This is a genomic window from Halomonas sp. MES3-P3E (assembly GCF_002836035.1).
GTDB classification, from domain to species: Bacteria; Pseudomonadota; Gammaproteobacteria; order Pseudomonadales; family Halomonadaceae; genus Vreelandella; species Vreelandella arctica.
This window is the reverse complement of sequence record NZ_PJBT01000189.1, coordinates 12,376-35,702: the sequence shown is the minus strand read 5'-3', so window position 1 is coordinate 35,702 and position 23,327 is coordinate 12,376. Positions and strand designations below refer to the sequence as shown.

Here is a 23,327-nt window from a genome sequence, read left to right as displayed (position 1 = left end):
CTCGGCGCCCTTAGCTTTGTAAATAATCTCGTAGCCGCGACGCGAGCGCTGCCAGATATGGAACCTGTTCAGACGCGTTGCCGTTGAACTGTTGCAGCTGCTGAAGGAGCGCGTTGTATTCCTCCTCAAATCGCGCCCGCTTTTCGTCTTGCCACGTGTCTCCAAGCGCAGCAAAGGCGCCGTTCAGGTTGCCTACTGCGTCGTCAAGCGAATCAATAAACTGTTGCAATGCGTACGCGAAGCGCTCTAGTTCTTCTGGGTCACCGATTGCTTGCGCCATTACCAATACCCTCCATCTTCTGCTAAAGAACTCTGTGTCACAGTTTTCTGCTCGTCTTGGCGTGCTTCGATTGTGGCGGGCTGGATATCAATGGTGCTCGCTTCAGGCACGTTGTTTGGCGTCTTTGACTTTGTGTTCATGGTCACTGACATGGTTACTGACATGGTCACAAATTTGAAGAAATCATGCAGTTGCTTTGCGTTCTCTGCATAGAAGAGAGGATTCGAAGTACCTTCGATAAATTTACCAAGTACGGCCTCATCTGCATCTGCACCAATAGCCATTGCCAAACGGTCGCATTTTGCAGAGCGACCATCACAAATGAACGCACTCAGTGGCTTTTTCCATTCATCATTTGGCCCTCCATCAGAGACCAATACAACCATCGGACGATACGCACGCGAAGGTACGACATCTTTGTCTTCGATCATCGCTTTGGCCATTTGCAATGCCGTGCCAAGCGGGGTCATACCACCAGCCGAAAGGTCCTGCCACTGAATGGCACTGGCACTCGTAAGAGGCTGATGCAGGGTTACTTGAGTACCAAAAGTGATTATCGCAACATGGATTTCAGTTTCGCCATTCTCAGTGTCGCTGAATGTATTCAACATATCGCGAACAGCATCATTCATATTGCGGATATTGTTGCCACTCATACTGCCGCTGACATCGAGCATGAGAATTACCGGCAGCGGTTTAGCTTTTGGAGCTGTGAACTTCGATGGATCGAATGGGGCGTTGCTCATAAACAGGCCTCCTTGAAAGTTTAAAAAAAGAGTTACTAGACGCGCGTGATGAGGCGCTCGCAAAAAAACAGCCTTGTCTTGCGCGATATTCTTGGCGATTTGACACTTACACTTATGTACAACCTTGGCGCACGGAGCTTTTCGCATCGCTGAGTCTTTAGGTAACTGACGACCACCTTCAGCATATTCAGCTTCATCGTTTGCTCCCTTCCTTCATAGGCGCGCCCTAATTTGCGGCGGTGTCTTTGGCGGCACTGCACCTTTGGCCTAGCCCCACCGCATCAGCAATTAGGATAGGCAGGCGGTTCTGCAGAGCGCCTGCAGCGATGGGTCGAGCTGGCACGGCACCGGATCCATCGCCGTTTTGTGGCCCAGGTGAATATTGTCATCTGCGGGGTGATCTGGCGCAGCTGGGTTTCAATAAACAGGCGGCTTTTTTCAAAGCCTGGTGTCAGGTCTTCCTCTAAGCGGGCTTTAGCGGGGTTGAGCGTACGAATAGCATTTTCAGCTTCTTCAAGCTTGGTAAGAAAGCGTGCGCTTTTGCCACTGACCAGTTCAGAAAGGCCATCTACGGTGAGAATATAGCCCCCGTCATCGCTGGCATCCGCGCGACGAACAATCCATTCACAGTCGCGGATAACCACGCGCGCACCGGGGGCGTAGAGAGCTGACATGCCTGTTTCCTTGTTTTCATCAAGGCGGCACGGGATGCCAGGAGAGCGAGCAAAACTCCGACATTCCGTGTCGCACTGTGTCTGTCATGCTAAATAGTGAAAAAAAATTAATAATAATGAGATTATCATTATGCTGAGCAAGGATATAGACACTGCCCTACAAATACTTTAAGTAATTTCAGTTAAGCCCTGGACTAGCCGGGCTAAATAGAGGTTGTAGATGTTTACTGGCCATGCGGCTGAATAACACTTTTCCTTGCTCCCCCAAGCGATACGGCAATACGGGAAAAAATGTCGATAAGCTCTGGGTAATCCTCTTCAACCCACTTCGGACAAGGCGCTGCGGGGACTGTTCTGATCAATACTCCATTAACTTCCAACTCCCTGCCGATCACATTTTGTGCAAACGGCAATGTGGCGCCGCCACCTGTTAATACAATTGCCAGTTCATGGCGTGGTGCGTTCTCCAGATAGTGCTTTGGCACTCGTTCAAGGATCTCTACGATGGTGTTTTGCAGTGTTTGCTGAAACTCCTGAATCGAAGAGGACTCCATCACCTGCTCCAATGTGATTTCCACAACATTGCCATCAATTAACGTGACATCTACATTTCTATCGTTAAAGAGGTCTTCCTTGTAGCGCCGAATATTACGCTCCAAGGCATTGTAGATGCGCCGATAGTTACTAGTTTGTGACGTCACACCTGCAAGTGAAAGCACCTTATGCGTCAGGACGCGGTCAATATAGTTACCTGCCATGCTGAATCCGGCAGTGGCCCCGGGAATTTGCAACGCCACAAAGTTATCGTGCTCCGGATCCACACGAATACGAAACATACTGATATCCGTGGTGCCTGCACCGATGTCGATGACCATCGAGAGGTTGTTCGCTTTACCATCTTCACTGATCAGCGCTGAAGCAACACCGAGGGGCTCCGTGATGGCGAAATTAACAAAGGAGTATTGATGATTTTGTGACTGAACGGCATCGCAAACGGCTTTCAGATCACTCAGGGGTATACCCTCGTGAAACGGGTTTTCCATTTCGTCGTTCAAGAAACCATTGTGCTCCAGACAAGCCACTGCCACGTAAGCATTTCCCAACATGTCTGAGAGCAACCTGGCGTACTCATTAGCCTTGCCATTGTCGAAACAGGGCATGGCGTAACGGCGCAATAGCGCGGTGTTATAGCTCTCATCCAGATTTTTCACACATTTACCGATGACCCAGGTGAGATAAACCAAGTAGTAGAGCAGAATGTCTTTAAAGGTGGTGTCGAGTTTTGTCGGATTGAAGGCCTCCGCGAGGAAATCATCTATGCCATCTTCCGACAGGAAACGCTTAATGTTGTCGACCCGCTTACGGGTATCATCCTCATCCGCCTCCTGATCAGAGACTTCCAACGCGCTTTTACCAAAATAGACCTTGCCGTCATTGCCTATGTACACCGACGAAATTAGCAGTTCCGGGCCGCCATCAATTGGGTCTTGATCAGCGATTTCGCCAAGAGGTAAGACTTCGATGATATCACCGCCATCATCTCGCTCCCCATCATGTACCAAGGTGACTTTAGACATTGCCGTGCCAAAGTCGATGCAGATACGGTAATCAGGAGATATATCATCGAACTCGAGTTCAGGTACTTCGATCAGCGGATCCACTGCTGGAGGTATTGGGCCACCTTTTTTCTCATCAGGTATCTTTTGCCCAGTTTTTTCCTCATCAACTGGCGGCGCCGTTTCGCCCCCAAGCGCTTTAACAGCTGCCTCCAGCGCGCGTTGCTCCGCTTCGGTGAGCACGCCCGTAAGTTCTTTTTTGCCGTCGTTTCTATCCGTTATACGGTCGAGCAGATTTTCCAATAACCACTTGGCCTGACTTTGCGTCATTCCCTTCGACTCCTTGGCATTATGTGTTTTTTTCCTCAGGCAGGCTCGACCAGCGCCTTAACGACAATGCGCTCGCGTCCATGCAACGTCTGCACAACCTGATCGCGTCTCACTCTGACTTGGGTAATACCCGCCTGATGGCCCCCGTCCATTTCATGGCGCGTTCTGCTGTAGGTTATGACCTCCCCTTGCAAACCGGAAGGCTCGATACGCCTAAGGCGACATAACTGACGAAGTAACGTCGACATTTCCACAAAGCCGCTCAACCCCTTTTGCAATGAAGCGAATACAACCGGATCGTGGACGAACTCTTCAATCAGCGGCATTAAGTTAATCCGCACATTTTCCAAAGGCCGTCGGGCAGCTTCACCTTCCAATAGCAACTGCCCAATCAACATATCGGCATCGGCTTGCAGCTCTCCCCTCTGGGTATTGCCTGCCATACGCTTTGTGCCACCAGATATCCACCAGTCGGAAATCTCACTGTCCAGCTCGTGATGACCTACGAAGTGACGCTTGATATCTGTAGTCATACCGGTACGAGTGGCGTACATCACTTTCATCGTTTCCAGTAAGGCCATATCCGTTTGCCCTTGGCGTGCCAACACCAGACAAGCCTCGAGCAAGCAGGAAAGTACCCGTGGCCTCACTTGAGAATGACTACGGAGATGCGTCCACAAACGAGTGCCAAACTGGGCTTTCATCATCCTGACCGCGGCATAGGTGTTAGCCTCCAACGCGTAGGAGAAACGAAGCTGCACGACACGCAGCAGAAGCTCCAGTAAACGATCCCCCACTTCCGTGGCCAAGCCCTCGTCTTTGGCCTCTTTAACGTATCGCAGTGCTGATCGCACGACGGCGCTCAGAACTTCGCCAGGGTTACTCTCCAATGGCCAGAAATGATCCCGAGACACCTCCTTCCAGGCATCTAAAATACGCTTGAGTCTTCTTAGGCGGGCATCCGGGGCTTCAATTGCCAGGTTGTCGAAACCAACGGTCATGGCATTGAGGACAGCAGCGTAATCATCAGCACGGTCTCTGACGATAGCTAGCAGCGCTTTACGTGCGTTTTCTGCCGCATCCAGTTCAAACGCCTCTGACACCGCATACTTCATCAACCAACCTGGTGCGGGATCCAAGTACCCCAGCGCCGCTGCGGCGTAAGCTTTCTCATCACCATCTTTTAGGGTGTCCAAAGATGCCGGCGGCGCTTGCATCCAAGCTTCAAATCCTTCGAAAACTTGATCTACCCGTGACCGTACCACCGCGCTTAGACGCCCAAATAAGGCAGCCAGCAGTAAGCGCTCTTCAGCGCTTTGGGCATTGCAGAGCTGGTAAGTACGCTGCACCAGCTGGGAAAGCTTTTCGTCTTGAAGTAGTGTTTGTAACTGATGCGCGGCCATAGAAGCAGTTAGCACATCATCCAATGCACGAAGTGTCGTCGCTGTTTCAATATCTTCCCATTGAGGGGTAAATGAAGACACGTTTCTTCCTTGTCATTTTCTGGTGATGCGCCCTGTGGGCTAGACACATATCTTTCAACTTTATGCCTTAAGCTCTCGCGAGAACCCCCATACGTCAAGTATTCTTTGGTAGGCGTATCATAGGAAAAGCTCATAAAGTGCACAGTCATTTCAGCACATAAAGCATTAATTAATTATTAAAACATTAACATTAAAGTGCGACACAGCTTGTCGTATCTGCCAAGTATAATTGTGGCTAAAAATAGAGTTGAGAGATCTAAGTTCTCCTGATACTACTACTTTCATCATACTGATGGGCTAGGAGGCACCATGCCACATTTGAGGCAAATCAGGGAAGCGATCAGCGTCGAAGAGCTGGCTCACCGTAATGCATCTATTTTTCACGTTGCCAGTGCGAGGCGACTTTCTACTCGTATTGGTGTCTTGCGCCTTAATACCAAAAAGCACCGTGGACAAAGCGATGTATTGAGCGAGGCATTAGAAGGGGCTAATGCCTGGTGGCCTCTACCCGAACAGCAGCATGGTACCGCCATCGTGCTATCGGTCTTTCCGGAAGATAATGAAATACAGCTGACGAATGTAAAGGGCACGCTACCCTCAGAAGATACCCAACTACGGATCTATCCTCCGAATTTTATAGAGCCGCTACGTAAGCTCTATCATCACGAGAAATACGCCACGGAAGGACTAAAAATCTTTCGGGCCTTTAATCGCAACGCCTCCGTTGATGACAGAACTCTCCCTGTTCCAGAGGTAATGACATTACGTAAGCAGCAGAAGAAAGCACTAACCCTACCGTACCAAAGCCATGCGTTGCTATTCGGCCCGCCGGGCACCGGCAAGACATATACACTGTCGGCGCTCATCGCCCAGTTTCTGCTGCATGAACCCGGCCAGCGTGTTTTGCTTCTTTCACATACCAATGCCGCCGTTGATGATGCTCTGGTCAAAGTCGATAAAGCCCTTGAGCGACTTGAAGATTACAACCGCAGCAAACGCTCAGTACGTATCGGCAAGAATTTCTCCATGCCGGCCTATAAGGGACGCGAACACCTGCTGCCATCAAGCAAGGCGCTTACCTCGCAGCTGGAAAAGCTGGAAAAAGAAAAGCCCGAACAAAAGGATGCGATTAAATATGACGCGTGGCTAACCAAGCGCGACAACCTACGTAAAGAGATTGACGAACACACACGGAAACTATTGCACGAACGCCCACTTGTGGCCACCACCGCGGCTAGCGCGGGATGGCGATTTGAACAGTTCCTGGAAGGTAACTTCGACTGGGTGGTATTTGATGAGGCTAGCCAAGTCTCTCTTTACCAAGTCATAGCTTTGTTGCCACTGGGCAAACGCTATTTATTTTGCGGTGATGATCGTCAACTCCCCCCGGTTTATGTCGCGCATACCAATACGCAAGCTAAGCGCTGGATAGGAAAATCCATTTTCAGTAAAGCCGACCAATTTCCTGAAACATCAAAAATATTTCTTGATGAGCAAGACCGCATGCTCCCTGAAATCTGCGAACTGGTCAGTCACCAGTTCTATGAAGATAGGTTAAAAACCGCGGTGCCTTATCAAGATCAAGCGCGAACGCAGTGGCACAAGAGTCGCCAACGGCTACATAAGGACTATCAGAAAGCTATCGACATTGTGTTCGTCGAGGACCACGCTCGCTGGCGTCAACGCTTTATGGGCGAAGTGCGCTATGGCTCAGCAGAAAAGGCCGTCGAAATTTACAAGTCACTTAGCGATGAGCGAGAGACGCTCAATGCAGAAGCAGTTATCCTTGCACCACTGCACTCACAGTTACGCCTTATTCGTGAAGTAGCTAGAAAGCAAGGAATTAGTACTATTCCTTGTTCAACTATCCATAAAGCGCAAGGGCAGGAGCATCACACCGTCATATTAGATGTGATAAACCTATCGGGTAACAACCAATTCCTATCTGAAACATTATCTAAAGAGCTCATCAACGTTGCCTTCAGCAGGGCTAAAGCTAGGCTCATTATACTTGCTAATAAAAATGATCTTAACTCCAAGTATATTAATGCTGCTCATGAGCCCGCCACGCTAGATTCATCGACACATGCAAACGTGCCAAACGCTAGTCTTCCTCATCTTACTGACCATGCACCCATCGGCGAGCATAATCTGGAAGAAATACGCGATAGGCTCTTTAATCTTCTTCTCCCAACTGGCGAGTACATACAAGTCAAACCGCTTGGCATTCAAGATAAGTACCTCCAAGTGGAAAAGCAGCCTGCAGGACAAATAGCTAGCTATTCGCTCATTAGGCTTAATGATCAACATGACGGATGACTACTGTTACTTGGTTCTACGACTCCGTAAAACCTACGCTAAGCTAAACTAAAGATGCTGAAAAATCCGATATTCCTCTGGCAGCTCTGATTCATTCATCTCTTGGCTGGAAGAGCGCCGCAGCTGATCCAGCATTGCATCACCCCATGCCAGACGATCGGCTTCTAAAGCGCTATGAAGCTCTGTTTCAAGATTCGCCCATGTATTCACTAGGGCCTCTTCCATGGCCGGGCGGAGTTCCTCTTCTTGCTTAACCAACGCGAAATACTCAGAGCCAACGGTTATCGCAATAATGGTTCCTGCCGTGACAGTGCCGGCAACCACCGCACCAGGGCCAGCTGCCGCCGTACCGGCTGCGACGGCACTGCCCGCGGCCACTGAACGGGCTTTCGCTAAACTAACGCGTACTACGAAACGTCGTACCATGGCACGTGCTGCCACCATCACCGGCCTGGCCATCAGTGCAGCGGTCATCCCAGCACCGGCCATGAACCCGATACCGAGAGGTGGTCTCGACCAAGACCGCGCCTCCAGGCGGTTAACATTATTCGTGGCGGCTATCGCTCGATCTAAGTTCAGAGTAACCATCGTCCCATCGTCCCATCGTCTATCTCCGAGGTGGGAACAGACATCGGGGCGTAGTGGAGGTATACATCATTCAATGCTTCAGACAGCAGCTCCTGTTGAACGTCAAGGAGGCGCTCTCTGTATTCGGTATGCAGCAGCGACACTGCCTGTTCAGCCCCGCTGGGTTCCACCAAACGATCTTGTATCTGACGCGCCATCCAAGGCTCCAGATCGCCTGTCAGGCTAACCGCAAGGCGGGCGTAGCTTCCGGTTGCAGAAAAGTACCAATCCAAATAGTGCTCCCCGGCCTCTTGGTACTGCTCACGTGCTTGTAGCAGCGCCTCATCCATCCATGGCTCAAAACGTTGCGCTGCGCCTTGCTCCAACACCTTAAAGCGTTCACTTAAGTCTCGGCTTAAGGCAGCACCATCTTCAGCGCTCAGCACAAGGCTTTCACCATTGATAATGTATTGGATAAGAGGTGAATGGCTTGTTGCCAACCAGCGATAACTCATGCCAGCCAGAAAGAGAATCACCAGCATAGTGACTATGGAAATCAAGAGATGTGCTGACGAGACGCCTGCAGGGAGGTGCTTCCAGAATGTAAACCGCGTCATGCGACTGGTATCACCCGATAACAATCCCTTCATTTCACCTTCTCCTCTCCTGCCCCGCAGAAAGTGATTCGCCATCACCAGCAGTGCATCCCCATAAGCGGCGGAGTGCGTCATACGCAGCCGCAACACCCACTAGAAAAAGCACAAACGCCAGGGCTAACGCACTCTGTAGCGCGAAGACACCGATCCAACCCAACAGCGCCCCCCAACCTGCTACGCCCAAACCATCCAGTGCATTCTGCACGGCCCAAAAAGACGCCAGCTCGATCACACTGGCACTGCGCTCAAATACGCCTAATAGCGAATGACTGTTAGAAACGACGTGATGCTGGACAGCCATGCCAAGCTCCACATCTATCAGATAGGGCTGTGGACGTATTAGGGAAACCACGATTAATCCAGCGGCGAGCAGTGCAGAGGCAGGAGCGACCAATAGTCGTCGTGTCACAGCGGATAGGTAGTCATGAATCACATGTCTTGCTAAATGCGCTTTCATCCAACGGCCCAATAGCCAAAGTGCGCCCGCGCCTACCGCTAAAAGAACCATTTCAGGCCAGCCAACGAGACGAATAGAGACCAGCAGCACAACCGCTAAAACTGCGCTCACCAGCTGATGCCACACCACCATCACTACGCCACCTCGAAGCCAGCGGCTCCACGGAGACGACTGCTTGAGATATTGCCCCAACCAGGCTCTACGCCTTAGTCGTGCTGCTTCAAATGCGCCTATAAAAATGAGCTGAGTGGCGACTACCCAAACAAAAGGGAACAATGAACCGGCAACAGACCCCGGCAGTTGCCACCAAATAGGCACAGCCAACAGCAGTACAACATGCCATAGCACGTCTTTTTTCGTAGACATAGCACCGACCAGACCCCATACGCCTAACTCAGAGGTGGGTGTCGAGGCCTGCCTCTTAGTGCTTTCCTCCGTGCCATCAGGGGCGGCTCGCTTACCCCTTAGAGACATGGTGTGCCTCTCCCTTGCCTTTGCCTATGGCGTAATCGGTTACAACGCCTTTATTTACGGTCAGCCGTAGATACTCGATATTTTCGGATGTGAAGCGGATATTAACGTGCTTACCCAATGGCTTAGCAGGCGCTAACAGTCGTTTTGACACCCAGTCGGCGAATAACGGCCTTTCTGCAAGCAGGCGATCACCTAACATAGTGTCAAGATAGAGCTTGTCTTCGATGACCACCCATGTGGCTGTATACCCACGATAGCAAGCGGTGCTCTGTGTGAAACTAAGTTCTAGATCATCAGCGGGAAACTGATCAGGGGGTCGCACTATTAGTCCATCGTGCTGCTTCGGCAGTCCTGGCGACTCTTCTAGGTCATAAGACTTACCTTGCCAAACCAGCGTATCTGACACTTGTCGGGTCATAATACTTATCCTCTCCTATGCAGCATTAACGGCCCAATGTCCTTGATGAGCAGCGGCCCAACTGATGACGGTGGCAACACCAGATGGTGTCAACAGCTAACACACGCCACCTAGCCCTTATGACTGGTTAGCCTGACCATTGACTGGCAGGCCAGTCTCAGCGCGCTGAGAACATGGATTAAATTTACATTGGCGTCTATTAAATGCCTATAAGGCTTTTAGTCGCGACTAAGACAGCCTTAAGTCTCGCACGGTAATCCATAAAAACGGCTTTCTGCCGACAGATTGGCTTAAATCTAGCCGCTCCATACGACATATCACGTCGCACTAACGTGAGAGCGTGAACTCTACGCGTAACGTTCTGATATCGCCCGTCACACCTATAATCAATAAGGTTTGCAGGTGATACGGTTGTGAGACACGCAAAAAATTGTGCTCGGCACTTTCATTGCTATGTCGGCGATTACGTCATACGCCAAACATTATCATTCACCTACTCACTGAGACGGAAAGCATTATGGCAATTCGCACAGCTGGATATTACTGGGTCATGTATGGGCAAGAATGGGAACCCGGCTTCTGGAGCGACGGCCATTGGGCATTGATTAGTGAACAAGAAAAAGTCGTGGACGACGACTTGTCACTGATTGGTCCACGGATAGTGCCGCCGAACCAGCACGAGTTATTTCCGTTAGAAAAGCCCTCGCTGATGACCGCCTCAACCAAAGAAGAGCGGAGTACGTATGTCGACGACGCACAACAGCGTATGGAAAAACATTATGCGTATACGCCTACCGATAACGACTGGGGGCTGTTTTGCTACACCGATGCATCACCTGGCATAGGCGGTGGCGTGGGAGCTTTCTACTGGTTCTCATCTCGTGATGACGTTTTCAGATTTATCTGCCAAGTGCTTCCCTTTTACTCTAGCGGCCATTCCTACGATAACCCGCATCTTAAACAGAGGCAGCTGGGTGTCATCGTGGAGGCGATACGCATCGGTGCAATAAGCAAAGCCGAAGGGCTAGTCCAGCTTAATAAAGCATTGGTAAACGTGTATCAGATTACTTGGTGGGGAACACTGCATAGTCTCACCCAAGGGGATAGTCCCTTTGCAAGAGCAGTGATCGATGCCTTTGAAGCGCAGCATACGGCCACAATTGAGCCGCCACTCAGTGATGCGCAGCACAAAGAGTGGTTAGCATTTTTGAGTGAGTATGGGCTTTAGCCGTCATTTACGCGACATATTCAAGCCTAACGCGGGTGCTGCACCTATCGCAAAGCACCCGCTGAATTGCATGCATGTCTAACTAGCCAACGAAGTCTAAGGTTGTAGGTCTACCACTAGAATGTATATCTGAGCTATACGACACCAAATGTCGCAACCACGTCATAGCCTCATCCTCTCTTATCAGGGACGGTGGACGCTACGATGACCATGAACGAATGTGTAACGACTCAAGACACTACCCAACAGGAAATCGCCAAGTGGCTAGATGATCGTGAGCAATGGAAACACGAAATGCCCGTCATGGGCTTTTTAAGCCAGTTTCTCACCCTTACCTTCGTCACTGACTCACATTTTCACAGTGCGGGCACGGATGGCAAACAGCTTTATATTTGCCCAGATTACAGTGCCACACTATCTGATACGTCTCGTCAGTTCTTACAAGCGCACCTCATTTGGCATTGTGTGGCGGGTCATCTAACCGCACCGCTGGTGGCCAACTATCAACGTTGGCACCTGGCGTGTGACCATGAGGTGAATGCACTGCTGTTGACACTCGGGATTCCTTTCCCTGCTGATGCCCTGCTCTTTCCAGTATGCGTGGGGCGCAGCGCGATGAGCGTTTATCGCTGGCTGGAAGGGCACCCCAATATTGCGGTAGAAGCGTCCATCGATATCCACCCCGCCGCCCTTTGGCATACATTACCCACGACTCACATAGACCCAAGTACCGTGACGCTGTGGCGACAGCGTGCTCACCTAGTCGCTAAAGAGCCCGGCGCTTTACCAGCGCGGGTCGCTAAGTTTTGTGAGGCGCGTTAAACTCAACGCTTTCATGAGTTCAGCCAAGGTTGGCGTCACTATGTCCGAACCCCGCGATACGCTTTTCCGTTACTTGACCATGTTGCAGCTGATTCCTCGCTTTCCAGGGCGTATCGCGACGCCCGTGTTGAAAGAGAAGCTTGCAGAGCGCGGGTTTAACATCGACACACGTTCACTCCAACGAGATTTAAGCCAAAAGCTCTCCACGCAGTTTCCGATTGGCTGTGACGATAGCCAGAAACCTTACCGCTGGTATTTTGATCGCGAGTTTCAGTGTCAGTTACCCGCGCTTGATGTACCCAGTGCGCTAACGCTGGTATTGGCGGAAGAATATTTGAAGGGGTTGCTGCCTCCGGTGGTGGTCGGCCAGCTCTCACCCCACTTTACTGACGCACGGAAACTGCTGGACGACATGAGCGCTAATGGGCTTAGCCAGTGGGCACGTAAGGTACGCGCCATTCCTAACGGCAAAGCGCTGATCCCCGCTGAGATTAACGAGGCAACCTGGCAGACCATCTCGCAGGCACTCCTTGAGCAAAAAGCCATCGACGTTATTTATCTATCACGCACGAGTCACTCTGAAAAGGCGTTTACCCTCCACCCTCAAGGCATTGTGAGCCGCCACAGTGCCACCTATCTGTTAGCTCATGTGGATGGGTTTAAGGATCTGCGCCAGTTCGCCCTTCACCGCGTGAAGCAGGCAACACTCAGTCAACAGCCCTGGCAAGAACAGCACGATTTTGACATTGATGAGTACATCAAAGGCGGTGCGTTTGGGTATCGGCAAGGGCCTAGCGATGTGGTGTTGGAAGCCGAGATTGCTAAGCCGGTGGCGTGGCTACTACAGGAAACGCCGCTATCTGACACACAGTCGATAGAAGCGTTGCCGGATACTGACGGCTGGTATCGGCTGACCGCCCACGTACCGGATGATCAGCAGACGCTGTGGTGGTTGATGGGCATGGGACCCAATATCAAGGTCGCCGCGCCTCACGCATGGCGAGAGACAATCAAAACGAACGCAGAACAGATGCTGGCGCACTACGCCACAGAGCTTTCATAAACGACTCATTTCTTGCTGATGTTGGTGCTACTCACAAGGTTACTGAAGGCACTGAAGCTAGACGGGAGGGGCAAGTGACCGATGGGATTGATTAATACAAACCTTTAAGCCTAAGGGCTATTGCCACTAAAAAGCTGACAGTCTCACCCATGGAGGAAGACAAACTAGCGGCAACCAATATCCATAGTATCGCGTTAAACCTCACCGAATTTTAAGGGTACTTATGACACAGCTTACCCGCCTTTGTGCGGCTTTCACCTTCGTTGTCCTAACACTTCCCGCCTTGGCAGAAGACGCTCCTGCGCTGGCAACGCCCCAGGTGGATCAGTCGAATGCCATCTCCCTGCTTTCCAAAGCAGTGGAGCATTTCGACGAGCTCACCCAGCTGCCAGAGTCGCACTGGGTACGTCGCGACCAGGACAGCGCGACCCGTGATATCACCAATCTCATTGAAGACGCGCTGGAGGTACTTGATATTCCCGAGCTTTCCAGTATCCGCAACCAGTATAGGCAAGTGGAAGACCGTATTCGAGATGAAGAGCTAGCACTGGCAGAGCTTAGAGAAAAGCGTCTGTTGGCACCGGAAGGTGATGCCGGCACGCTAACTCGCTGGACCCCGACGGAGACACTCCGTAACTTTACTGCGCGCACTCGCGGCGACTTTGAAATGCTCGTTGAGATACGCCAAGGAAATGTTGAGGCCTATCGGGATGAGCTGGCACAGCTGCGCCGCACCTTGGCAGAGCAGCTTCGCAAGATTGACATCAACATGCCGCCTGATCAGGTTGAGCTGTGGCTGAGTTCTGCCATCGGTAACGATGTCATTTCCATGAGCGTTGTTTTCAATAGCATTCACACCATTACTGAGCGCCTGGAAGAGCTGACGCATGAGAGCGGAGAAAACCTGTCTTTTGCCAAACGCTATTACGGCATGGTGGTCATACTGCATAAGCTGGTCGTGCATATGCAGAACTCGTTTGTTGAAAAAGTCGACAACGATATCCTTCCACGCCTAGAAGAGTTTCAAGCCGAGGCTGACGAGATTATCGCCGAATCACGAAGGCTCATCCGTGAAGGAGGCAACCGCACTACGCTAGAGACCAACATTGCCGCCAACGAGCTGACGAAGCAGGCCATATCCCTCTATCAGCGGGTCGTACGTGGTCAGAGAGACAAAGTTGCCGATGCCCTGGCCATAAGTCGGCGTGAAGAGTCCGTGGCCATCAATACCTATCGCACGGTATCGCTCAGCGCCAATGTTGCCGGTCTGATTCGCGATGGCTTAAGTACGTTCGAAACGCTGTCTAACCTGCAGGTACCGGACACTGCCAACTTCGAGAATGCAGAGGTGCGTGAGGAGTTTCGGCAGCTGACCGAGCGGCTATCTGCGTCTTCAAGATAATGCTCAGTAGTATATTCCAGATATCGCGGCGAGCCACGGCAACAAATGTCGGCATGCCGAAAAAAACTTTTATTAACTTTTCGACGCTCCAGGAAACACATGCTCTATTTTGCCTACGGTTCCAACATGGCAACCCAGCGGCTAGCGGCTCGCGTTCCAGCACGCTTTGTGACCACGGCCCTTCTGCCCGCTTACCGCCTAGCGTTTCACCAGCGCGGCAGTGACGGCTCAGGCAAATGCGATATTGTGCCTGCCTCAGCGCAGTCTGCTGTCTATGGGGTCATTTGGGAAATGGCGTCTCATCACAAGCCGACACTCGATCGCTATGAGGGACTGGGCGCGGCGTATAACGAGACGTGGCTTACCGTCACGGATCTCGCCAGTGACCGGCAGTTTGAGGTGCAGGCGTATATCGGCAACCTCACCGCACTCGGTCTACGCCCCTATACCTGGTATAAGCATCATGTGCTTGCCGGGGCACGCGAGCATGGCTTACCCGCCTATTACCTTCGTGCACTGGAGGGCATTGAGGCGCATCAGGATGAAGACGCTGAACGACATGCCCGAGAGATGGCGTTATATGCCCCGATGGACCCACTGATGAGTGCTACTTAATGGATAATGATCAGCGCTTGATTGAGTTTTACTGCGGTGAAGGCCGCGATCATAAAGGCCGGTGCCTTGAAGATATTTGGGCGCTATCCTCCTTCTGGCTAGAGCACACCCATGACTATATTCAGTGGCTGTTCCCTATCCCGGAGGCCGGCCGTTTTAATGCCTTTGCTCCCTTGCTGACGCCCACGGTACAGGCTGCGTTTGAGAGAAGTGACGTTATGCGCCAGCATCAGCAGCGCTCGCTAGACGTTATGCTCGACTTTTTTGGCCTCGCTCGGGATGGGAGCGATATCGTCGCTCAACCAACGCTGGCAATACAAACCCATATTTGGCTGAAAGCCGGTGGCCATAACCATTTACGTATCACGCGGATGATTCGGTCGTTAGCCTTGTGCCACCAGCCCGACCTAGCCCGCACCTTTCAGCAAGCGGTCACCGAGGTCGGCACCCAGCAGGGAGTAGTCTCTGAAACGTCGATTCGGTATTGGCGAGAGGCGTTTTAAACCAGCTTAAACGGTTCAATATCACGAAAGATGCCGGTTTTGGTCATGTCACGGCGCAACGTAAACGCTTCTACCGCCGCCACCGGGTCGACCTGCGCCAGCTGATCAAAGTGGATACGGTTCCACTGTGCTCGGGTGACCTTGATACTGTAAAGATACTGATCGCGCGTACCGCCCGTGATGGGATCAACTACTTGGCGATATCCAGATACCCGCGCTTCTTGAACAGAGGGCAAACGCACAAACACTGCACCTAGCACCCGAAAGGCAATGCCATGGACATGGTCACGGTACAGTTTGCGCTGTCGGGTGGCACTCAGGGACTTGGGGGTGAGCTTGAGCGCTTTGGCGGGCATCGTCCATTCTCGATCCGGCATGTCATCGTCAGAGGGCAGGTCAATATCCAGCGCCATCGTGGTGTCATCGCTTCCCAAATCAAAATCGATCACGGTCTCGCGAGGCCAGTCGATCTCTTCTAGGCGTTCTTGAAGCGTGAGCGTCATGTCATCACGTTGTCTTAGCACGCCCTGCTCTTCTCGCTGTTGTCGGGCAAACTCGGCGGCATCAAAATCAGCTTTGCGGTATTCCCAATGACGGTAGTCGTCATGAAATTGCGCCTGCCGGAGTGCGCTATCGATCTCATGTTGACGGCGCGCCGGTGACCAGAGCACTTTCCACCATGGAAGAGGCACCGGCGTGGGCGGAGTGGGTGCCGGCTCAGCAAAATGGCGTGGGGTGTAGCCACGGCAGTGAGGAGATGGGGTATCGTGGTGCAGCTGACCTAAGCGCACGATGTCCGCGTTTAATTCATCGCAGAGTGTCTTGAGCTGTGCACGAATAGCATCACGTGCATGACGGCGCAGCCAACGTACGTCCTGGTCGCTGAGTAGAGTGCCATCTTCAAATAGGTAGCGCACGTTGCCGTCTTTCTTAACCGACAGCTGAAGCCCCAGCGACTCCCCTTGCCCAATGCGCGTTTCTAGGGCTGAGGGAGCACTTGCTTGACCCTTTGAAGAAGCTCGACGAGATGATGACAGCTGGGTGCGATAGGCCAGTCCTGTTCCAGGAAGTCCGGCATGCGCATGGATACCTCGTGGCCCCATGCTGACACTGGCACCGCGCGGGCCGACAGAAAGGCCCACACCACGCTTGCTGATATTCAGGCGCACGCCGGGCGCAAGCGAAATACGACGTTGAAAACGAAAAGCCATCGACACTCCTTGAAGCGGGAACCTTACGTCATTGGTTCACGCGCCGTTGATCGCGCTTACCCACGACACAGTACCAGCGCGCCTCTTCCTCTTGCCGCCGCTTAATCGCCGCCTGCATGGCTTCTTCTGAGGTCGCATAGCGGGTGCGTGACGTACCGTAACTGAACTGCGCGCTGCGTTTTTTGCGTGAACCGTCGGGCATCAACTCATACCAAGCCGCTACCCAGAGTGTTGTTCCCGTGGGGCGCTCGTAGTGGTAAACGCCTGTTATCGGGCCAGCAGGCCGTTCACGATGACGCGCGACGGAGCGTGCCTCCACTCGCAACAGCTCCTTCCAGCGGCGTTCGCCCCAAATCTCTCTGCCGCGCTGGTCTCGATACGCAAGGCATCGCTCGAAAGTATCGTATTCATTGGCTAAGCGCGGGATCGACTTAGTTTCAGGTCTCCCCGAAGGGCGTGGCACGCGCACCATAGGGTTACTGTGGCTTTTGGGCCACGACACGTATTTGGTGCTTTCCCATAGCTGGGGTAAGGACAGCGCGTTTCTCATTTTTAAATCAATAGCTTTTTAGTGAGCAGGGACTTATAAAAAGTAACAGCTTCACGACTCGGTAACCTCTGCTTTTCTGTGCGGTATGCGCTCGCGCCCATACTTCAGAATAATTGGCTATCTTGATAATAGAAGCAATGGATTTAAGCCGATCGCCACTTTTTTGTCGGCAAGCATCAGTACAACAATTGAACAGAGGGCAATAGTGCTATGAAACGCCTCTATATCAAACGCCTCCTACTCGTCGCTACCCTTCTGACTAGCGCTTCCACTTACGGTAACGAATATTCAAAATCCTATGAGGCATGTATGCAGCAAGCGGTTAGCACTCTCGATATAGTCACCTGCATATCAAACGAATATGAACGCCAGGTCCAGCGGCTCAATGACAACTACCAGCAGCTTCGTGGCCATCTGAGCGATGAACGTCGCGACCAGTTGCTTAGCGTCCAACGGATATGGATTACATATAAGGAAGCCAATTGCGGTTTCTATGCTGACCCAGAAGGAGGAACAATGGCACGTATCAACGCCAATTCATGTTTACTCCGAGAAACCACTAGGCGAGCGGATGAATTAGAAAATCTAATGCAGCCGTGAACACCAGAAAAATGGGCATGATGATGCTCACTTTGTTAAAGCCCTGACGGTAAATTAGCGTTCATAAGCCTCTACTGAAACACGCAATCATCAAATAAAGTAACTGCACTAAGCACGAGGTAGGTATCCGAGCAGATCAAGAGCTTGCTGCTATTGAGTTAAGGCTATCAGAGCTTGAGAGGGAAAAGGCTGATCTTCTTTCCCGGAAGCGCGAGCTGCAGCATGTTGCGCACCGGCTCACTGCACCGCCGCTAACCCCCGATCAAAAAGTCGAGCTGTTCGGGAAGCTTTTTCGTGGTAGGCAGGACGTCTATGCGATTCGCTGGCAGAACTCCAATGGCCGTTCCGGCTATGCCGTCGCTTGTGAGAATGAATGGGTCCCAGGGCTCTGTCAGAAACCCCAGGTCAAGTGCGGGGAATGTCCCCACCGACAATTCAAACCCCTAAACGTCAGCGCGGTGTACGACCATCTTTCTGGCAAGCAGGTGGCTGGCCTTTACCCTTTACTGCCGGATAGCTCCTGCTATTTGCTGGCAGTCGATTTTGATAAAGAGAATTGGAAAGCTGACGTTCTTGCGCTTGCTCAAACCTGTCGTGATGAAGATATTCCTTATCTTGTTGAGATCTCTCGGTCAGGAGCGGGTGCCCATCTGTGGATATTCTTTTCGGAAGCCGTTCCGGCCTGGTCAGCGAGGACGTTGGGATTTAAGTTGCTGGATAAAGCCATGAATCTCCATCCGGGCTTGTCCTTCAGTTCTTATGACCGGTTGTTCCCGAATCAGGACACGATACCTGCTGGTGGGTTTGGCAATTTGATTGCCCTGCCACTTCAACACCAGGCGCGACATCGCGGCTGTACAGTGTTCGTTGACGATAACTTGACACTTTATCCGGATCAATGGGCCCTACTCAGTCGGCAAAAATCTCTCTCACCGGATCAGCTCGGAGAAAAGATCGGCAGGAAACCTGATGCCGATACTACCGCAAACGCTGCATTGCCTTGGGAGCAAGCGCTACCCGTTGAGGCAAAGAAAATAACCGGATGCCCTGACACCGTCACGCTCATACTGGCTAATCATATTTATATGAAGTTGTCAGATATACCAGGGATGCTGGCTGCTCGCATTAAGCGCATGGCGAGCTTTGCCAATCCCGTCTTTTTCAAAACACAGGCACTTCGTTTCTCAACGCATGGCATCCCTCGCTACATCTCCTGTGCCCGAATCGAGCAAGGTTATCTCTCGGTACCAAGAGGCTGTTTTGACGAACTCCAAACATTGCTGCTGGGCCAAGGAATTACAGTAAACCTCGATGATCGCAGACTACCCGGCCAGGTTCTAAATGGCATCAGTCTGAAAGCAACGCTGCGTGATGAGCAGAATAGGGCTGTGGAGGCACTTGCCGAGCATGATACCGGGGTGCTGCATGCGCCGACCGCGTTCGGCAAAACCGTAACGGCCATTGGCCTTATCGCCAAGCGACAGGTCAACACATTGATACTCACTCATAGTCGCCAGTTACTAGGACAATGGAAGGAGTGAATCGCCCCAGGTTTCGTAGACACCTGCGGGTATTATGCTAAAAGTTAGGAGGATCCATGAGCCGTTGATCGACTGACAGAGCCTTTTTCAGTAGATGCAGGATGCCGTGCTTCTTGATAAGCTGGCCATAGTGTTCCAGCAGCTTGCGCTGCCAGTCAGCAAGATTATGTTTTTTAGCTTAGCCAGCTGAATACTCTGAGTTTGCTCCAAAAAATCGCCAGAACAGCTTTTCATCAATGGCATACTGGGCATTAAAACCGATAGGCAAGCCAAGACGAAAACCGCTGTTGGCCACCAGATCGTCGGCCGGTGTTTGTTTGCCTCACATCGCCGGCAGCTTTCATCTCTTCGGTTGTCATACCAGTGAGGGCCTGCTCGATAGTAGTCTCCAGTGCCTGCTCGTTGGTTTGGCTACCCATCACAGCCTTCTCCCTGTTGGTAATGCATCCGCAGCACCTCAAGCATCCGTTTTTGGTGTGTGGCAAGTTCTGCCTCGGCCCACTGATTTCCGACATCGGTGTACAGCTCAAAAATCGCTTTGAGCTTTAATGAGTCATACCGGGGTTTACTTTGAAAATCTGCCTTTTTCTTGAGCACAGTCTGATTGCTGTAGGATGAGTTCTCACCCGGACTCAACAGCACCAAGTTACCGAACGCATCCAACGAACTCTTTGCTAGGACAGTTTTATGCTCCTCATTCTGAGGATGCACATGCTCAACAGAATTCTTCGAGGTGATGCGATAGCGTTTCAGCTTGTCATTGCGCTTATCGCCATGCTTCCACAGCAGATACTCCAGCTTCTGAAACCAGTAGTGCTCAAAACTGGTACCATGGGGCGTATCCAAATACCGCTCCTTCGTGAACCAGGCAGCCAACACTGGGTGCCGCCCGCTGGCTATTTTAAAGCTGGCTTCTTTCTGGGTTTCAGTGGTTAACGACAGTTCGTTATCCAGCTGTTCCAGTGTTGCCAGTACCTGTGAGTCCGTCATATCAGGCTGGTCAATCAAGCGTCCAAGCAGCGCTGTTAGCCAATACTGGGCTGAGCGATCGCCGGTAAAATTACGCACAGACTGCAACTGCACCAATTCGCCCAGATCTTTTGCCGTACGGTTGATGTAGTAATGATTTCCAGACAAGGATCGGCTGATGGTGGTTAAACGTAACTGAGGGTCTTCCCTGTCATCATGTTCAACCCACTTCACCACCCAGGTATCAAACTGGTAGCGCACTTGCCACAGTAGCTCGATAAAGGCCTTAATGACGGCCTCATCCTGCTTTAGCAACCCCTCAAAGCAGGCTAGTAAGTTACCGGCTTTGATGCGTGGCCCCAGATCAGGCCAACCCTTTTGTGCATGAAAAATTCGCAGGGCATGAATCAGCAGCAGCTCAAAGCCGATGATGGAACGACAGTAAACCGTTTCTGCGTCGATATTTTCCGTAGTGTCGTTCAGTTCTTTTTCTTTGACATTTTCCGGGGCATCACCGGCATTCATCTCTGCCAATAACTGAGCCACTGATTTACCCTTGCTATCTTCTATGCCCGATGCGCTGTCCGGTTGTGAAAAGGCACCACTGAACCGTTTCATATCCTTGTATTCCAGATCATTCCAACCGGCTTGGGGAAACAGTTGACGCAGGTTGCGCTCGAAATAGTTTTCAAGATGCTCGCAAGCCTGCCAGATCTTGCTGTACAACGCTTTATCGGTGTTGATCTTCTTCAGGAGGCGAGCTTTCAACAGATCCACCGGCTCCAACTGAATGCCGGCAGTATTCATGCTGGCAAAGAGGCGGTTCAGGTCCATGGTGACTGGCACAATGTTATTGACCCAAATAACCTTGCTGTACAGGTAATCGGCAAAGGCACCGAGATCAAAGTCAGGGTCCTTTTTCAGTCTTTCGACCTGCTGCTGGAGCACTGTCAGGTTGGCTGCCAGCGATTTCAGGTATTCATCGTGTTTGATTTCTTCATCCCCTGGCCGGGGAAGTTTTTCCAGCCCCGCATAACTGCCTAGCAGATTGCTGACAGAATCGCGGATCTCGAAGCTCAGGCGTGAATGCTCAGCCAACAGCGATACTTCGGCCAGTTTCGAATACACGCCCTCTGCCTTTGCCTTGAAGGCGATAGAAATGAGCATCAGGGTCGTTGTGCGCTGCTGCCCGTCGATCAGTTCATACACTTCTCGATCGTCAAAAGCTCGCCGAGCAGAAAGCGAACTACCAATAAAGTATTGCGTCTCGCCGGTTGAGAAAGCCTCTTTAATGTCCTCAAACAACTTGACCACATCGTCGTCTGACCAGACATAGGGCCGCTGATAACTGGGAATCAGAAAACCCAGGCCACGGTCGTTCACCTTCTGTAAGGTCAGTAGTTCTGTGTTCACCTGATGGCAGGTTGCCACTGAACTCATAGCGGATCTCCTGCCACTTTAAGAGTGATCGCCTGAGCAAAGCTTTCTTTGTATTGTCCAGGCTTCAATTCCAAAACAAAGAACTCGCAGACTTTGTCCATAAAGCGTTTTTTCACGCTGTTTTTATCCAGATTGCTGCCCTCCACCATTAACACAAAGCTATCCAGATAGGCGAAACACTGCTCCGGCGTGTAACTGAGCCCGATCCAATCCAGTACCGGATACTCTCTGGTAAAGGCATAAATTGATTTTTCACGCACGGCTTTCTGATTGCTGACCCGACGTGAATACACCACCAGGAAGAGTTTTTTGGCTGCCAGTTCCAGCTGGTTCTCGCCGAACTGGCTGATGTAGAGCAGCAGGCAGGCTTTGTACAAACCTTCCAGATAGCCGCAGCCCTCCATGCCTTTGAGCCAGACGATGAGTGAATGATAGCCGGGCAGATGGGGCAAGTCGGGTTTTTCCCAGTAGTCGTTATACAAGCCCTGGAAATAGCTCAGATAACGAATGGTATTGACCCCGGCATTCAGCGGCTGGCGCACATCGTAGCCCTGTTGCGCCTGATGGTGGCTGACATCACCTGACAGTCCGGTGTAGCGATAGGTACGGCCAAAAGCGATATCTTCACCCTTGCCGGTTAGTTGTGCGAATTCCGACACGATGCAGTCCCGCAGCTGTTTTTTTTGCTGATGCGAAGGCAGCTCACGCATACTGATCCGCTGCCAATAGCGGCCCTTTAACAGCGCGCTGACGGTGTCATCCAGCTTGCCCAAGGATTCCCACTGTTTGGCAAACGGCTTCTGATGCAGCTTATCTACCGCACGCAGGTGGTGCGCCTTAATAATATCCGGCCCACCCAAACGCACACCCCCGGTATTCTGGGTTTCAAAAAAGCGGTAAGCGTCGTCTTCCGACTGGGTGACCACCAGTGTGAACTGCAGCTTGTTAAAATCCACCAAACCTTGCCAATACTCCGGCTGGCTGCTGAAATTCTCTTTCAGCCATTTCAGGTTGTGCTTGATCTGCTGCTGACTGATGGGATGCTCGTACTCCAACCCTTGCAGCAAAGAAGCCTGAATTTCGCTGTGCGGTTGTAGCAAGCAACCCATCAACGCCAAGGTGGTGATGCGCTGCTGGCCATCAATAATATTCAACTGACCATGGGCCTGATGCAGAATCAGGCTGCCAAGATAGTAAGACAGCGCCGGGCGGTGTCTGCTGTGTGCAGTAATATCCTGCAGCAAAGCGCTCAACTGGGTATCCTGCCAACAGTAAGGGCGTTGATACTCGGGAATCGTCAACTCCCCAACAATGGCCGTGCCATCACTGCTGAGAATGCGAGCATCACCCGTAACCTGATCTCCCAGCAAGTGACCGGAAAACAACTGGGCAGCACTGCATGTTGCAACCTGAACCGTCATC

General features: G+C 51.6%; 23 protein-coding genes. 9 read left to right on the top strand and 14 right to left on the bottom strand.

What is annotated here, in order from left to right:
* Nucleotides 1-10: 10 nt before the first annotated feature.
* The 5 genes from CXF87_RS18090 to CXF87_RS18070 form a co-directional block, all read right to left on the bottom strand.
* Nucleotides 11-280: a WXG100 family type VII secretion target gene (locus CXF87_RS18090; RefSeq protein WP_101147648.1), complete on the bottom strand. Its 270-nt coding sequence runs from the start codon at nucleotides 278-280 to the stop codon at nucleotides 11-13.
* Entirely contained in the window at nucleotides 280-1,026 is a 747-nt protein-coding gene (locus CXF87_RS18085) for a vWA domain-containing protein (RefSeq protein ID WP_101147647.1), read from the bottom strand. Before CXF87_RS18085 ends, CXF87_RS18090 begins: the two co-directional genes overlap by 1 nt.
* 281 nt (nucleotides 1,027-1,307) lie before the next feature.
* Nucleotides 1,308-1,700: a hypothetical protein gene (locus tag CXF87_RS18080; RefSeq protein WP_101147646.1), complete on the bottom strand. Its 393-nt coding sequence runs from the start codon at nucleotides 1,698-1,700 to the stop codon at nucleotides 1,308-1,310.
* 224 nt (nucleotides 1,701-1,924) lie between these two features.
* Entirely contained in the window at nucleotides 1,925-3,586 is a 1,662-nt protein-coding gene (locus tag CXF87_RS18075) for a hypothetical protein (protein WP_101147645.1), read from the bottom strand.
* Nucleotides 3,587-3,621: 35 nt separating this feature from the next.
* A complete protein-coding gene (locus CXF87_RS18070; RefSeq protein WP_101147644.1) occupies nucleotides 3,622-5,070 on the bottom strand; it encodes a hypothetical protein in 1,449 nt (482 codons plus the stop codon).
* Between the two features lie 309 nt (nucleotides 5,071-5,379).
* Here CXF87_RS18070 and CXF87_RS18065 point away from each other — a divergent pair, with 309 nt between their 5' ends.
* Entirely contained in the window at nucleotides 5,380-7,389 is a 2,010-nt protein-coding gene (locus CXF87_RS18065) for a DEAD/DEAH box helicase (protein WP_101147643.1), read from the top strand.
* A 48-nt stretch (nucleotides 7,390-7,437) separates the two neighbouring features.
* Here the strand turns inward: CXF87_RS18065 and CXF87_RS18060 are convergent, their stop codons facing one another.
* Genes CXF87_RS18060 through CXF87_RS18045 form a run of 4 tightly spaced genes read right to left on the bottom strand, consistent with a single transcriptional unit; the run spans nucleotide 7,438 to nucleotide 9,961 of the window.
* Nucleotides 7,438-7,977, bottom strand: a complete 540-nt coding sequence (locus tag CXF87_RS18060) for a hypothetical protein (RefSeq protein ID WP_157826570.1) — start codon at nucleotides 7,975-7,977, stop codon at nucleotides 7,438-7,440.
* Complete coding sequence (locus CXF87_RS18055) at nucleotides 7,965-8,606, bottom strand: hypothetical protein (protein ID WP_101147641.1); 642 nt, start codon at nucleotides 8,604-8,606, stop codon at nucleotides 7,965-7,967. Before CXF87_RS18055 ends, CXF87_RS18060 begins: the two co-directional genes overlap by 13 nt.
* 1 nt (nucleotide 8,607) lies before the next feature.
* Nucleotides 8,608-9,543 carry a hypothetical protein gene (locus CXF87_RS18050; protein ID WP_101147640.1) on the bottom strand — a complete coding sequence of 312 codons (936 nt, stop codon included), beginning with the start codon at nucleotides 9,541-9,543 and terminating at the stop codon, nucleotides 8,608-8,610.
* The gene (locus tag CXF87_RS18045; RefSeq protein ID WP_101147639.1) at nucleotides 9,527-9,961 is read right to left on the bottom strand and encodes a hypothetical protein; all 435 of its coding nucleotides are present in this window, start codon (nucleotides 9,959-9,961) and stop codon (nucleotides 9,527-9,529) included. The genes CXF87_RS18050 and CXF87_RS18045 overlap by 17 nt, the downstream gene beginning before the upstream one ends.
* Nucleotides 9,962-10,478: 517 nt before the next feature.
* On the opposite strand from CXF87_RS18045, the gene CXF87_RS18040 reads away from it, so the two are divergent.
* The 6 genes from CXF87_RS18040 (at nucleotide 10,479) to CXF87_RS18015 (ending at nucleotide 15,594) form a co-directional block, all read left to right on the top strand.
* On the top strand, nucleotides 10,479-11,189 hold the full coding sequence (locus CXF87_RS18040; protein WP_101147638.1) for a hypothetical protein: 711 nt from the start codon (nucleotides 10,479-10,481) through the stop codon (nucleotides 11,187-11,189).
* A gap of 204 nt (nucleotides 11,190-11,393) precedes the next feature.
* Complete coding sequence (locus CXF87_RS18035; protein WP_101147637.1) at nucleotides 11,394-12,011, top strand: DUF2201 family putative metallopeptidase; 618 nt, start codon at nucleotides 11,394-11,396, stop codon at nucleotides 12,009-12,011.
* A 40-nt stretch (nucleotides 12,012-12,051) separates the two neighbouring features.
* On the top strand, nucleotides 12,052-13,074 hold the full coding sequence (locus CXF87_RS18030; protein WP_101147636.1) for a helix-turn-helix transcriptional regulator: 1,023 nt from the start codon (nucleotides 12,052-12,054) through the stop codon (nucleotides 13,072-13,074).
* Between the two features lie 223 nt (nucleotides 13,075-13,297).
* Nucleotides 13,298-14,476 carry a hypothetical protein gene (locus CXF87_RS18025; protein WP_101147635.1) on the top strand — a complete coding sequence of 393 codons (1,179 nt, stop codon included), beginning with the start codon at nucleotides 13,298-13,300 and terminating at the stop codon, nucleotides 14,474-14,476.
* 99 nt (nucleotides 14,477-14,575) lie between these two features.
* The gene (locus CXF87_RS18020) at nucleotides 14,576-15,091 is read left to right on the top strand and encodes a gamma-glutamylcyclotransferase family protein (protein ID WP_101147634.1); all 516 of its coding nucleotides are present in this window, start codon (nucleotides 14,576-14,578) and stop codon (nucleotides 15,089-15,091) included.
* Nucleotides 15,091-15,594, top strand: coding sequence for an opioid growth factor receptor-related protein (locus tag CXF87_RS18015; protein WP_101147633.1), 504 nt, complete (start codon nucleotides 15,091-15,093; stop codon nucleotides 15,592-15,594). The genes CXF87_RS18020 and CXF87_RS18015 overlap by 1 nt, the downstream gene beginning before the upstream one ends.
* Here CXF87_RS18015 and CXF87_RS18010 read toward each other — a convergent pair.
* Entirely contained in the window at nucleotides 15,591-16,805 is a 1,215-nt protein-coding gene (locus CXF87_RS18010; protein ID WP_101147632.1) for a DUF4236 domain-containing protein, read from the bottom strand. The genes CXF87_RS18015 and CXF87_RS18010 overlap by 4 nt on opposite strands.
* Before the next feature lie 28 nt (nucleotides 16,806-16,833).
* Nucleotides 16,834-17,124, bottom strand: coding sequence for a hypothetical protein (locus tag CXF87_RS22175; RefSeq protein ID WP_231125681.1), 291 nt, complete (start codon nucleotides 17,122-17,124; stop codon nucleotides 16,834-16,836).
* Between the two features lie 441 nt (nucleotides 17,125-17,565).
* On the opposite strand from CXF87_RS22175, the gene CXF87_RS22460 reads away from it, so the two are divergent.
* On the top strand, nucleotides 17,566-17,955 hold the full coding sequence (locus CXF87_RS22460) for a lysozyme inhibitor LprI family protein (RefSeq protein ID WP_101147630.1): 390 nt from the start codon (nucleotides 17,566-17,568) through the stop codon (nucleotides 17,953-17,955).
* A gap of 125 nt (nucleotides 17,956-18,080) precedes the next feature.
* The gene (locus CXF87_RS17995; RefSeq protein WP_442906380.1) at nucleotides 18,081-19,496 is read left to right on the top strand and encodes a TOTE conflict system archaeo-eukaryotic primase domain-containing protein; all 1,416 of its coding nucleotides are present in this window, start codon (nucleotides 18,081-18,083) and stop codon (nucleotides 19,494-19,496) included.
* Between the two features lie 251 nt (nucleotides 19,497-19,747).
* Here the strand turns inward: CXF87_RS17995 and CXF87_RS21820 are convergent, their stop codons facing one another.
* The 3 genes from CXF87_RS21820 to CXF87_RS17980 are packed head-to-tail and all read right to left on the bottom strand — an operon-like array spanning nucleotide 19,748 to nucleotide 23,326.
* A complete protein-coding gene (locus CXF87_RS21820) occupies nucleotides 19,748-19,915 on the bottom strand; it encodes a hypothetical protein (RefSeq protein ID WP_198556135.1) in 168 nt (55 codons plus the stop codon).
* Nucleotides 19,908-21,905: a DUF262 domain-containing protein gene (locus CXF87_RS17985; RefSeq protein ID WP_101147629.1), complete on the bottom strand. Its 1,998-nt coding sequence runs from the start codon at nucleotides 21,903-21,905 to the stop codon at nucleotides 19,908-19,910. The genes CXF87_RS21820 and CXF87_RS17985 overlap by 8 nt, the downstream gene beginning before the upstream one ends.
* Nucleotides 21,902-23,326 carry a DUF262 domain-containing protein gene (locus tag CXF87_RS17980; protein WP_101147628.1) on the bottom strand — a complete coding sequence of 475 codons (1,425 nt, stop codon included), beginning with the start codon at nucleotides 23,324-23,326 and terminating at the stop codon, nucleotides 21,902-21,904. The genes CXF87_RS17985 and CXF87_RS17980 overlap by 4 nt, the downstream gene beginning before the upstream one ends.
* Between the last annotated feature and the right edge of the window lies 1 nt (nucleotide 23,327).

What these genes read in the sequence shown, in the direction of transcription:
- CXF87_RS18090 (WP_101147648.1), bottom strand. Translation starts at nt 280, where the DNA reads ATGGCGCAAGCAATCGGTGACCCAGAAGAACTAGAGCGCTTCGCGTAC.
- CXF87_RS18085 (WP_101147647.1), bottom strand. Translation starts at nt 1,026, where the DNA reads ATGAGCAACGCCCCATTCGATCCATCGAAGTTCACAGCTCCAAAAGCT.
- CXF87_RS18080 (WP_101147646.1), bottom strand. Translation starts at nt 1,700, where the DNA reads ATGTCAGCTCTCTACGCCCCCGGTGCGCGCGTGGTTATCCGCGACTGT.
- CXF87_RS18075 (WP_101147645.1), bottom strand. Translation starts at nt 3,586, where the DNA reads ATGACGCAAAGTCAGGCCAAGTGGTTATTGGAAAATCTGCTCGACCGT.
- CXF87_RS18065 (WP_101147643.1), top strand. Translation starts at nt 5,380, where the DNA reads ATGCCACATTTGAGGCAAATCAGGGAAGCGATCAGCGTCGAAGAGCTG.
- CXF87_RS18060 (WP_157826570.1), bottom strand. Translation starts at nt 7,977, where the DNA reads ATGGTTACTCTGAACTTAGATCGAGCGATAGCCGCCACGAATAATGTT.
- CXF87_RS18055 (WP_101147641.1), bottom strand. Translation starts at nt 8,606, where the DNA reads ATGAAGGGATTGTTATCGGGTGATACCAGTCGCATGACGCGGTTTACA.
- CXF87_RS18050 (WP_101147640.1), bottom strand. Translation starts at nt 9,543, where the DNA reads ATGTCTCTAAGGGGTAAGCGAGCCGCCCCTGATGGCACGGAGGAAAGC.
- CXF87_RS18045 (WP_101147639.1), bottom strand. Translation starts at nt 9,961, where the DNA reads ATGACCCGACAAGTGTCAGATACGCTGGTTTGGCAAGGTAAGTCTTAT.
- CXF87_RS18040 (WP_101147638.1), top strand. Translation starts at nt 10,479, where the DNA reads ATGGCAATTCGCACAGCTGGATATTACTGGGTCATGTATGGGCAAGAA.
- CXF87_RS18035 (WP_101147637.1), top strand. Translation starts at nt 11,394, where the DNA reads ATGACCATGAACGAATGTGTAACGACTCAAGACACTACCCAACAGGAA.
- CXF87_RS18030 (WP_101147636.1), top strand. Translation starts at nt 12,052, where the DNA reads ATGTCCGAACCCCGCGATACGCTTTTCCGTTACTTGACCATGTTGCAG.
- CXF87_RS18025 (WP_101147635.1), top strand. Translation starts at nt 13,298, where the DNA reads ATGACACAGCTTACCCGCCTTTGTGCGGCTTTCACCTTCGTTGTCCTA.
- CXF87_RS18020 (WP_101147634.1), top strand. Translation starts at nt 14,576, where the DNA reads ATGCTCTATTTTGCCTACGGTTCCAACATGGCAACCCAGCGGCTAGCG.
- CXF87_RS18015 (WP_101147633.1), top strand. Translation starts at nt 15,091, where the DNA reads ATGGATAATGATCAGCGCTTGATTGAGTTTTACTGCGGTGAAGGCCGC.
- CXF87_RS18010 (WP_101147632.1), bottom strand. Translation starts at nt 16,805, where the DNA reads ATGGCTTTTCGTTTTCAACGTCGTATTTCGCTTGCGCCCGGCGTGCGC.
- CXF87_RS22460 (WP_101147630.1), top strand. Translation starts at nt 17,566, where the DNA reads ATGAAACGCCTCTATATCAAACGCCTCCTACTCGTCGCTACCCTTCTG.
- CXF87_RS21820 (WP_198556135.1), bottom strand. Translation starts at nt 19,915, where the DNA reads ATGGGTAGCCAAACCAACGAGCAGGCACTGGAGACTACTATCGAGCAG.
- CXF87_RS17985 (WP_101147629.1), bottom strand. Translation starts at nt 21,905, where the DNA reads ATGAGTTCAGTGGCAACCTGCCATCAGGTGAACACAGAACTACTGACC.
- CXF87_RS17980 (WP_101147628.1), bottom strand. Translation starts at nt 23,326, where the DNA reads ATGACGGTTCAGGTTGCAACATGCAGTGCTGCCCAGTTGTTTTCCGGT.